The organism is Microbulbifer maximicatervae (SeqCode) (genome assembly GCF_052467305.1).
Window position 1 is genome coordinate 3266034 of the sequence record NZ_CP174306.1, and the last position, 11467, is coordinate 3277500.

Below are 11467 nucleotides of genomic sequence, written 5' to 3' on the forward strand. Positions count from 1 at the left end.
GTGAAAAAAATGATAACAACTTACGGCGAAAGTCGGTGTGGGAGAAAATATAATGTTGAATAAATATGGAGTTCTAGTAACGCTCTGTTTGAGCATCTTGTCGATACAGCCAGCAATGGCAGCCCCCTCCAAGTCTGTTGCTGCGGGTGACAGTATTACCATGGCATTCGGTGCAGACTGTACCCGCAATAAGTATTTCTGGGACCTGTTTTGTCTTCTCGGCGGGGACCAACCCGAGCATTCCTGGTTTGACGGCGACGACAATTCAGTGGAGAGTGTTCACGATAAATATAAAGTTAACTACCCCAATATGGCTGCCAATAAAAGCGCAGCGGAATCCGGTGCTGAGATGCGTAGTGGAGGCGACAATTTCTCCACTCAAGCCGATCGGATTCTATCCCAAAGTAATTTACCTGATCATGTCGAGGTTGTATTGGGTGGCAATGACATCTGTAACCGGGAATGCGTCGATCCAGCCAACTGTAACGATCCACTCTACACCGATAGCGAGTGGCGCTCGGCAGTTCAAGCTGGACTGGACAAATTAGTCGATGGTCTCCCTAACGGTTCAACGATAGTACTCGGCTCAGTACCACGAGTACACGATCTCCGGGCAGCGGGTCTGGATAAGCAAAGCGGTAATTCCCGCGTAGATTGCGAGAGTGTCTGGTCGACTTTCGGAATCTGCCGAATTGCAACAAATGGCGGCTCGATGAATGGAGAGAGCTTTGCTACTCGATATAACGGAATAGCCGCAGCCCAACAACGTTATAACGAAATCCTTGTTGAGGAAGCAGAAAGTTACAACGGTATGAATGGGGTAGAAGTTGTTGCTGAATATACCGGTGAGGATCAGTTAAATGCCGGGACTTTTCAGTTTAATAAAGATGATATTGATGGTGGAGACTGTTTCCACCCAAGCATTCAAGGACAAAATATTGTCGCTGACCTGCTGTGGCAAGGAAATCCAGATAAATAAGTAACTTTTACTGCTCGGTAAATTCAGGGCCCGCAATAAAGTAGCGCGGGCCCTAATCAATTCACTTACCTAAATCCTCATCAAAGTAACCACTCTCTTCAACCACATACTGCAATCTATGCGGCAAACCCTTTCTCATAAAGGCGACATCAATTACTTTTCCACTGGTAAGAGCACTCCAAAGCTCATTCCAGTCACAAGAGAAAATAGTCCCTTAGGCTAATTGAGAGCGATCTCGTAAAACCAGTTTATTCAAATTTTACTAGCTCGCACATACTATAACCTCGACAAATCACTCAGGCCATCATGAGCCTAGAAGATTATTTATCCGAATTAATCAAGTATGAAAATTGGTTTAGCGAAAGTTTCTTTTACAATAAACACCAAGCCTTCCATAAGCAATTGGGACAAGAAGTTAATGCACTCAAGGCTCAAGGAGAAGTACCTGAATTATTCTTGATCTCGACTGCTGAGACAAATGGATATGCAGTCAACATATGAACGATCTACTCAAATCTACTACAATTATTCAACGATACCCAACTGAAACTCCATAGTTGGAGTTAGTGGTACAACTATCACGATGGACAATCACGTTGTGCTGTATCTACCGCTCAATACTACTTTCTAATTTTACCTACAGCCTATTAACCTCTGAAACCGAATGAACAATTTCGCTACTTCAGCAACAGGCGTCCTTGTGAAAAAATCTGCTTTAGTACATTTTTTGTATTTTTTTATGAAAAAAGCAGCAACCAAAAATAATTTAATGGAAGAGCAATACTACTTAGCCTATAGAAAAATCCTACTTCAACCTCATGACTGATTCGCATAATTTAATAAATCAAGATCAATATTTTTTGAAACAATTTTCTAAAATAATAGAATTAAAAAGAATACAGCTCATTGTCGGCGGCTTTGGCTTTATAGGCCAATACTTGACGTGGGGATTATTAAGAAAAGGCTTCAATGTAGTTTTGATTGCTCGAAGTGATATCCACAATCGACTCGAACAACTCAAGCAAAAAAATAGCGCTGTCAATCCTATTTATAAGCTCACAGAGAATGACTTCAATCGGCTTACAATCATATCAGGTGACTTGAACAAACCCAGCTTGGGGCTGTCTTCTACATCTTACAGCCAGTTATGCTCCTTACACATTGACTCCATATGGAATTGTGCAGCAGATATGCGTTACAGCTTTAGCAATCTGCAGCAAAGTATGAATACTAACGTCAATGGTGTAAAGCGACTCATTGACATCGCGGTAACAACCAGATGTCGACTCAATCAAATATCGACTAGCTTTATTGGTGGTAAAGACTACGCCAACGGGGAGAGAATCGAGGAGACCCTCTATCAGCCAAAAGAGTTTTTTAACGCCTATGATTACACTAAAAATATGGCAGAGAACTTAATCGCGGCATCCAAAAACCTACAGTATACGATTTACAGGCCTACGATTGTTTTAGGTGACTCAGTGACCGGTTATACAAATTCCCAGTCCGGCTACTATGAATATGTGAAGCTGCTAAATCGATTAAAAGAAAAAAATGTAAAACTACCCATTCATTTAAAATATCTTTCAGGTCGACCCATTAACATTATCCCTGTAGATGTTTGTTGCGATGCGATATTAAACATCTCAGACAACCATGAAACCACAGCAAGTCAATATTTTAACATTGCAGATTCCAAGCCAATGACAATCGATGATTTTGTTCAATTTAATCGGATTTACTTTAATCTAGACCTAAGACAGCTCCAAGATGATCACACAGCATTAAATAACTTGTCTGAATTGGAAAAGCGCCTACTTAAGATCATTAATAGAATGCAAAACGGTCCCTTTTTGAACAGTGACTTTAGATTTTGTAGTAAAAATAGCCAAAGAGTATTAGGCCACCCGGTACAAAACCAATGGTGCAATAGCAATAGCTACCTAACCAAGATTGTGGACTACTTTTTAAACCAAACAAGTTATTGAAACAACCCCCCAATCAAACATATCATGAATAGCCCCAATGACATATTACAATCCACTTACGCAAACAGAATCAGTTACTCCGGCCCAAATGAAGACTCCAGATCCGAATTAAAAGCCTTAAATATAAATGAAAACGACAATATTTTATGTGTTACTGGCGGCGGAGATCGCGTATTAAGCCTCTTGTTAGACAAACCTAAAAAAATAACCGCAATCGATCTAAACCCTTGCCAAAACCACCTCTTAGAACTTAAAAAAGCCGGAATACAGGAGTTAAATTATGAGAATTTCCTGAAATTTATAGGGATTCTTCCATGCAATAAAAGATTGCATACTTACAACAAAGTAAAACATCACCTCTCAAAAGAAGCAGAATCATTTTGGACAGAAAATACAAAAACAATCAAGAGGGGAGCTATCTTCGAAGGAGCCTTTGAGAAACACTTTAAATTGATTAGTGCCATCATTAAAACTATTCGCCCAAGCAAGATAAGAACGTTAGTCACATTCAAGAACATTGAAGAGCAACGTAAATTTGTTGAGCAAAAATGGAATACCCCAGCCTGGAAACACTTTTTGCACTTTCTAACCAGCGAGTCTATCTTCAGGCTTTTCCTGAAAGACCCCGGATTCTACCAGCATATCCCTCAACAAGTATCGATTCCCAAGTATTTGATAAGCAGGATGGATCACTCCCTAATGAACCACCTGATCCTTGAAAATTTCTTTATGACTTTCTTATTAACAGGAAAATATAACCCAGAACATGGACTACCTTTATATTTAGAGAAAAAAAATTATCCGGCAATAAAGGATGCATTAAATAACTCCATCATAGAAACAGTAACATCACCACTAGAAACATATTTAGATCGACTAGAAACCAAGATTGACAAATTTTCGATTTCTGACGTTTCCGCTTATCTCAACGAAGAAAACTTCATTTCCCTACTAAACTCAATACACTCAGCTGGCAATGAAAACTGTATATTATGTATGCGCCACTTTATTACAAAGAGAAGAATTCCCGATCTTTTTAAAAGTAAGTTTATATTTGATCCGGCCTTAGAAGAAGAGCTGGGCAATAGTGATATGTCTTTTGTTTACAGCTTTAACGTTGGCGTAAAATGCACCAACTAGCTTTTCTCACTATTTCAACCATCATCACCAATGTTTCACTATTACACAAATTGAGTTAGCAACTGCTTTTAGACTACCCTCCTGAAATTTAAGCCTGCAACATTGATAAACTAGGCAGCTTTTTAATTGAATGGTTCTTTTAACATCAAAGCCCCCAAAATAAACACTCCAACTTGCCGGACAAGGGGGTATTGGCCTTGCGGAACTGCTTTTAACAACTGTCCTGCTAGCTACGTTATCACCATTTATACAACCCTAGTGATGACCAACGCCCCCTCGTACAACTGGCTATTTTGACTTTTCTTCAAAGTAGCCAAGCTCTTCAACCACATACTGTAATCGGTGTGGCAGACCTTTCCTCATAAAAGCTACATCTATTACCTTTCCACTGGCAAGGGCACTCCACAACCCATTTTGACCACTGTGAACCCAACTATCGTTGACTCTCAATAGCACATCATTATCCTCAAACCCCAACGCAGTAAAAAATTCATTGCCAGCCACACCCTCCAGACGTATCAAATGGTGCCCTTCAACTTCTAATTCCGCCTTGGTAAACTTGGCCTCTAAGGATTCGCGCTGCTCAAGCTGTTTCGATAGCCACTCTTGTCCAAGAGTCAACACTCCCGCAGGCTCAATTAATTTTTTTCCTTTCTCACCATGAGGCTGTTCAATGCGCTGGCGCAGTTCCTCAGTGTGCTGATGAGAATAAGTTAAAGACACCGTATTACCTTCCTCACCTTGAAGCAATAAACGCTCCAGTGTGCCCTGATTGTTAATAACAGCATAGTTACCCTCCAAACGCCTCAAGGAAACATCTTTGAGAAGAGGCTGTCCCAAGGAATAATATCGAGCCTTCTGTCCCTCTACTTCTACTAGAGCTCTAGACTTATTTTCTATGCTCGATTCACTAATACCCACTAGAGCAAGAGGAAGATTCGTTACGGGAAGTCTATTTTTACTATTTCTCTGTTGCTCCCAGGTATGCTTTTGTTTTTGATCTATATTAAGTTTCGCCAACTCCCTTTCTACCCAATAAGAATACTGCTCAAAGGATCGCTTCCCCTTTAAGTAGAGTCCATTGATAAAAACCACCGGTACGTTTTTGAGCCCCAGCTGTAAAGCTGTTTCTTGATCCTTGAGGACTAGCGCCCTATAACTTTCATCCTCTACACAACTTGCAAAGTAAGCGCTATCAACTGACAAGTGCTTGGCCGTCTGAATGTATGCGCTATCTCCTAAATTTGGGGTTCTTGCATAAAGGGCATCGTGGTACTCCCAGAAAGTATCTTGATCCCCAGCACATCGAGCGGAAACAGCCGCCCTAACGCCCTCGCGGTGAAACTTTAAGGGGAAATCAAAATTAACCTGTCGCACCCAACCAGGATATTCACTTAGTAGCTGCCTCAGTACAGGCTGGAAAGACTTACAGTGAGGGGACTGAAAAGAACAAAAAACGGCTACTGTTACAGGCGCTTCAGGATTACCACGTACAGCCCTGTTCCCATAGGAGAGCTCGATGCGCGGCGGCTTAGGAACAGGCAGAAGAATTTCAACATCTGTACCAGCCCCTGAGGTTTCAGAAATAAATTCATGAAGCTTATTCAGGCGCAGCTTGTGTTCCATCTCCGCGATATCGTACAAAACAAACTGAAGATCTCTGTCCAGTTCTTGTACAGTAACTTCCCTCCCTCCTATTCTCGCAGCGACAGCATGCTGATCAGCTACCCTACCCTCTGCAATCGCTTTCGTGTCCTCGGCGCAACCATTAATTACACCCAAACTCCCGGAAACCATTAAAATTATTAAAATGCGTCCTAGCCCATTCACTGGCAATTCTCCTTTTACCGGTTTTGACCAATCTTACCGCCCAATTCTCATTTCAGCCTCTTACATCGAGGCTTGTCGCTGCTGCAATCACAAAATGGGAACTAGACATGCTTTTTGGCACCAGAGGCAACAATCTAGAGGCAGGAGAAGCAATTATTTCCTGTAAATGCGGGCGAGGGGGGGATTTGGGTGGTTGGTGATTCTCTAGGAATGGGGCTCGCTAGTCCATAAAGAAGGGCTAGCTACCAGTTTGGCCTTCTGGATAAACCAGAAATAGATCAACGAGACCTCACTTGAGCTAGTTACGGCAATCACTATCAAACTAAACACGCAACAAAAGTTATAGCCAACTAATTTAGGTGTTTGCCTCTTTAAAATATACCGGGCCGTAACTACGGCCCGGTAAGTATCAAATTCGCTACCAGAATCCTGACTCTCACCAGGTTAAGATACGTTATTTAACGGTACACTTAATCTGCCAGGCCTTAGTAACGCCACTACCCGAATCGCCACCTGGAGCAGGGACGTTGACCTCAACTGTCACGTACTCTGAACCATAATCAGCATCACTGGGAGCAGTGATAGTAAATGCAACCAATTCTGGGCCAAACGGAATCTCAGCAGAACCGTAACTAACCTGACAATTCTCTGAAATAGTCTTCACTGTCGTACCTTCAGGCAAATGCCCGTTGTATTTGTCAGAAAGATAAAAGTCAAAATGGGTCGCCCCCCCTAATGCAATTTCAACTTCAGGTCTAGTAGTATAATTACCATCCAAAGTTTGAAATATTCCGTGGGGGGCCTCTCCTGCCACAAGAATTACGAGCTCCTCTCTTACATGAACAAGCTCTTTAGAGCAAGCGCCATCCGCTTCAGCTGCTTCCGAACAGCTAAGACCGTTATAAATACCATTACCGCTGTCGTATTTTCCATTGTCATTTAATGGAATAAACACCTCTTCATCACCGGCCTCTTCTGGGCAACCGGGGTAGCAACTACCGGAACTTTTGGAATTCCCAAAGGCACCATCTTCATTGTGATCCAAAAATGCTTCCGGTAAATCTACAAACGTTTCTCCAGTGTCATATTGTCCATTACTGTTCGCATCAGTAAAACTTTCCTGCCCTAGTGCATAGGCGAGAATAGTAGAGCGACCGCCATAAGGCTGGCCCAGCGGCTGTGGACACGGGTAGCCCATTAGGCCAGTCACTGGACATTTCGTATTATTAATAGTCCGAAGCGAATGCATCTCACCGTCATCACCAAGGAATTTATACTCCAGAGGTGCTCGGGGGTTCTGGCTATTCCAATCTACTGAACAGTCCCCACCTTCAGTAGTGCAGTAGCCGGCAATACGCCCATACTCAGTTTTAAAAGAGATAGCCGTACCATCAGGAATCGTATTGTCATCGTCACCGACCCTAATAGTGATTTCAGACTTAACACCGTCATAGGCATCACCATTCACTCTAAGAACGCTAGCGGACAAAGAAAAAGAGTCTTGATCAAGAATGCCTGCCGAGACGACTAAATCACTAGATACAGTACTATAAGAAGTCCCATTTTCATCAGTGACTGTGGCTTTTACCCGAATTGGTAGCGATACGCTTCCTGCAGAAACTAAAGCTATTACTTCACCTTCAGCATCAGTCGTTCCGGAGTTGCTAGCAAGGCTTACGTTTCCATCCCCATCTTCCAAAGTGAAGCCAACTTCTACTCCACTCATTGGCAGGTCATCTTTACTGAAAACCTGAAAACGCACTTCTGATGTTTCCTTACCACCAGAACCTTGAATATTGATGATTTCAGGCTCTGCACTCACAAACTCTATAGAACCTATTTCTGGAGGCATTACGGTAAGCTGGCCAGTGGCTGATATACTCGGGTAATCAGATAGGACCGCCGAAATGCTATCCTCACCTACACAGCCCAGTGCTGTATAGGTGGATGTCGCTTTTCCCTCTGTTGTCGTAACCGGGGAATCAAGGGTAGCAACGGCTGGCTCGCTCAAGCTGCAATTACTGGAAAACTCCACTTGCATCCGCTTGGCATAGAGATCTCCATCAGGGCCTTGTACGTAGACACTAATAGGCGTAGTGCCTCTAGAGGACAAATCTTGGGCAGTAATTTCCAGCTCACCAGGTACGAACTGTTGATTACCATCTAAATAACCTAACTGCAAAGAGGGCTCTCCAACAGTAAATACTAGAGGTGAGTAAGGATCCTGGTCAGTACTGATGTCGTCATAAGCTACAATAATTTCACCAGCATTCCCGACCTCTTCTCCCTCAAGGTCCAACTCTAGAGATGCAACGCCACTGTCATCAGTCGTCACAACTCCACTGCCAGGCACCAACTCACCCAAAGTCGTTGTAACCAAAATATTGCTAGAGGCAACAGGATCTCCGTCAAGCTTAATAGTTACCTGAACACGTACAGGCTCCTCGGGGTTTGGGGTTTGCACCACCTCACCCGTCTCAAGATCTTGCAGCTCTACATCAATACTATAAGTGGCTTCACCACCACCACCACCACCACCACCACCACCACCATCATCATCATCACCGCCGGCACTACCACCGCCACCACAAGCGGTCAGTGAAACAGCAACGGTCATCAATAAAAACCATCGCAAAATTGATTGGTACAGCGTAAGAATGTGCATCTAAATTTCCTTCAATATTTTTAGCGCCCAGCGGCAGTAGCCATCATCTCCTAATCGGGTGTTTATAGTTTTCCCGATACGGCTTAATGCGTCTTTAGCTATCGTCGACTACTCACCCAAGCCAGAAGTCAACTATCGCATCTATGGTGTCTAGCGTAAGAGCTGCTCAAAAAAAGCATCATCTCAGTGGACAAGAAGAGGCAACGGGCGACTATCCAGAATCAATGGAATAAAATCAAGTTTTTTACATCCATCCTGCACCATTGTTCTATAAAAAATTGACCGCTAAGAAATCAATATGATTTATAAATTTTTCCCCTGACTTTTCTTGATACAGGTCAGAGTTTTTTAGTTTTTAATAAGTTATGGATGTACCGTGATCTACGTTGTATAGCGAGTAAAACTCAGCACGTTGTGGGCGGGGATTTTCTATTTTCTTTGTTTTTTAAACATAAAAAAAAGGCCACCCTATTGGGTGGCCCTTTTCGGATTAGAAGCCTGACGATGACCTACTCTCACATGGGGAAGCCCCACACTACCATCGGCGATGTTGCGTTTCACTTCTGAGTTCGGCAAGGGATCAGGTGGTTCCACAACTCTATTGTCGTCAGGCAAACTGGCTTGGGTTGGCGTTGGTCTTATAAGCAAAGTGCTTGGCCTGCCGTGTTATCGCTGTTTGCCTCGGTCATGTTGGTGACCGGCGATAACCCCAAATAAGTCGGTAAAACAATCTGTAGTAATACACCGCAAGCGATCGTATGTCTCTAACTCACAATCCGCTAGCTTAGCTAGTCGTTAGTAACCATCTCTGTTGTATGGTCAAGCCGCACGGGCAATTAGTACTGGTTAGCTCAACGCCTCACAACGCTTCCACACCCAGCCTATCAACGTGGTAGTCTTCCACGGCCCTTCAGGAGGCTCAAGGCCTCAGGGAGATCTTATCTTGAAGGAGGCTTCCCGCTTAGATGCTTTCAGCGGTTATCCCGTCCGAACATAGCTACCCGGCAATGCCACTGGCGTGACAACCGGAACACCAGAGGTTCGTTCACTCCGGTCCTCTCGTACTAGGAGCAACTCTTCTCAAATCTCCAACGCCCACGGCAGATAGGGACCGAACTGTCTCACGACGTTCTAAACCCAGCTCGCGTACCACTTTAAATGGCGAACAGCCATACCCTTGGGACCGGCTTCAGCCCCAGGATGTGATGAGCCGACATCGAGGTGCCAAACACCGCCGTCGATGTGAACTCTTGGGCGGTATCAGCCTGTTATCCCCGGAGTACCTTTTATCCGTTGAGCGATGGCCCTTCCATACAGAACCACCGGATCACTATGACCTACTTTCGTACCTGCTCGACATGTCTGTCTCGCAGTCAAGCGCACTTATACCATTATGCTCATTGCATGATTTCCGACCATGCTGAGTGCACCTTCGTACTCCTCCGTTACTCTTTGGGAGGAGACCGCCCCAGTCAAACTACCCACCATACACTGTCCTCGATCCGGATAACGGACCAGAGTTAGAACCTCAAACATACCAGGGTGGTATTTCAAGGACGGCTCCACAACAACTAGCGTCGCTGCTTCAAAGCCTCCCACCTATCCTACACAAATAGGCTCAAAGTTCAGTGCAAAGCTGTAGTAAAGGTTCACGGGGTCTTTCCGTCTAGCCGCGGGTACACTGCATCTTAACAGCGATTTCAATTTCACTGAGTCTCTGGTGGAGACAGCGTGGCCATCGTTACGCCATTCGTGCAGGTCGGAACTTACCCGACAAGGAATTTCGCTACCTTAGGACCGTTATAGTTACGGCCGCCGTTTACCGGGGCTTCGATCAAGAGCTTCGCCGAAGCTAACCCCATCAATTAACCTTCCGGCACCGGGCAGGCGTCACACCCTATACGTCCTCTTACGAGTTTGCAGAGTGCTATGTTTTTAATAAACAGTCGCAGCCACCTGGTCACTTCGACCGGCCTCAGCTTAGGGAGCAAGTCCCATCACCAAAACCGGCGTACCTTCTCCCGAAGTTACGGTACCATTTTGCCTAGTTCCTTCACCAGAGTTCTCTCAAGCGCCTTGGTATTCTCTACCTGACCACCTGTGTCGGTTTAGAGTACGATTCACTATTACCTGAAGCTTAGAAGTTTTTCCTGGAAGCAGGGCATCAACCACTTCACCCACTAAGTGGGCTTCGTCATCAGTTCTCAGCCTTAGGGACCCGGATTTGCCTAAGTCCCCAGCCTACAACCTTAAACATGGACAACCAATCGCCATGCTGGCCTAGCCTTCTCCGTCACTCCGTCGCAGTAATAGCGAGTACAGGAATATTAACCTGTTTCCCATCGACTACGGCTTTCGCCCTCGCCTTAGGGGTCGACTAACCCTGTCCCGATTAGCGTTGGACAGGAACCCTTGGTCTTCCGGCGGGGAGGTTTTTCACCTCCCTTATCGTTACTCATGTCAGCATTCGCACTTGTGATACCTCCAGCAGACCTCCCGATCCACCTTCAACGGCTTACACAACGCTCCTCTACCATGCTCCTAAGAGCATCCGCAGCTTCGGTTATCAGTTTGAGCCCCGGTATATCTTCCGCGCAGGCCGACTCGACTAGTGAGCTATTACGCTTTCTTTAAAGGATGGCTGCTTCTAAGCCAACCTCCTAGCTGTCTGGGCCTTCCCACATCGTTTCCCACTTAACTGATATTTGGGACCTTAGCTGGCGGTCTGGGTTGTTTCCCTTTCCACGACGGACGTTAGCACCCGCCGTGTGTCTCCCGCGATTGCACTCCTCGGTATTCGGAGTTTGCATGGGGTTGGTAAGTCGGGATGACCCCCTAGCCCAAACAGTGCTCTACCCCCGAGGG

General features: G+C 44.8%; 5 protein-coding genes and 2 rRNA genes (1 of these 7 running past the window's edge). 3 read left to right on the forward strand and 4 right to left on the reverse strand.

From position 1 onward, the window contains the following. The first annotated feature begins 52 nt into the window (after positions 1–52). From ACJJI4_RS14335 to ACJJI4_RS14345, 3 genes are all read left to right on the forward strand, one after another. The gene (locus tag ACJJI4_RS14335; RefSeq protein ID WP_444925590.1) at positions 53–979 is read left to right on the forward strand and encodes an SGNH/GDSL hydrolase family protein; all 927 of its coding nucleotides are present in this window, start codon (positions 53–55) and stop codon (positions 977–979) included. An 860-nt stretch (positions 980–1839) separates the two neighbouring features. Then, complete coding sequence (locus ACJJI4_RS14340) at positions 1840–2967, forward strand: SDR family oxidoreductase (RefSeq protein ID WP_444925591.1); 1128 nt, start codon at positions 1840–1842, stop codon at positions 2965–2967. A gap of 24 nt (positions 2968–2991) precedes the next feature. Continuing rightward, the gene (locus ACJJI4_RS14345) at positions 2992–4107 is read left to right on the forward strand and encodes a DUF3419 family protein (protein ID WP_444925592.1); all 1116 of its coding nucleotides are present in this window, start codon (positions 2992–2994) and stop codon (positions 4105–4107) included. A gap of 288 nt (positions 4108–4395) precedes the next feature. On the opposite strand, the gene ACJJI4_RS14350 is transcribed toward ACJJI4_RS14345, so the two are convergent. From ACJJI4_RS14350 to ACJJI4_RS14365, 4 genes are all read right to left on the reverse strand, one after another. After that, on the reverse strand, positions 4396–5937 hold the full coding sequence (locus tag ACJJI4_RS14350; protein WP_444925593.1) for a thioredoxin domain-containing protein: 1542 nt from the start codon (positions 5935–5937) through the stop codon (positions 4396–4398). Positions 5938–6391: 454 nt separating this feature from the next. Continuing rightward, on the reverse strand, positions 6392–8602 hold the full coding sequence (locus ACJJI4_RS14355; protein WP_444925594.1) for a hypothetical protein: 2211 nt from the start codon (positions 8600–8602) through the stop codon (positions 6392–6394). A 496-nt stretch (positions 8603–9098) separates the two neighbouring features. Then, positions 9099–9214 (reverse strand): 5S ribosomal RNA (rrf, locus tag ACJJI4_RS14360). A 203-nt stretch (positions 9215–9417) separates the two neighbouring features. Then, positions 9418–11467 (reverse strand): 23S ribosomal RNA (locus tag ACJJI4_RS14365); it runs 832 nt beyond the window's last position.

What these genes read in the sequence shown, in the direction of transcription:
- ACJJI4_RS14335 (WP_444925590.1), top strand. Translation starts at nt 53, where the DNA reads ATGTTGAATAAATATGGAGTTCTAGTAACGCTCTGTTTGAGCATCTTG.
- ACJJI4_RS14345 (WP_444925592.1), top strand. Translation starts at nt 2,992, where the DNA reads ATGAATAGCCCCAATGACATATTACAATCCACTTACGCAAACAGAATC.
- ACJJI4_RS14355 (WP_444925594.1), bottom strand. Translation starts at nt 8,602, where the DNA reads ATGCACATTCTTACGCTGTACCAATCAATTTTGCGATGGTTTTTATTG.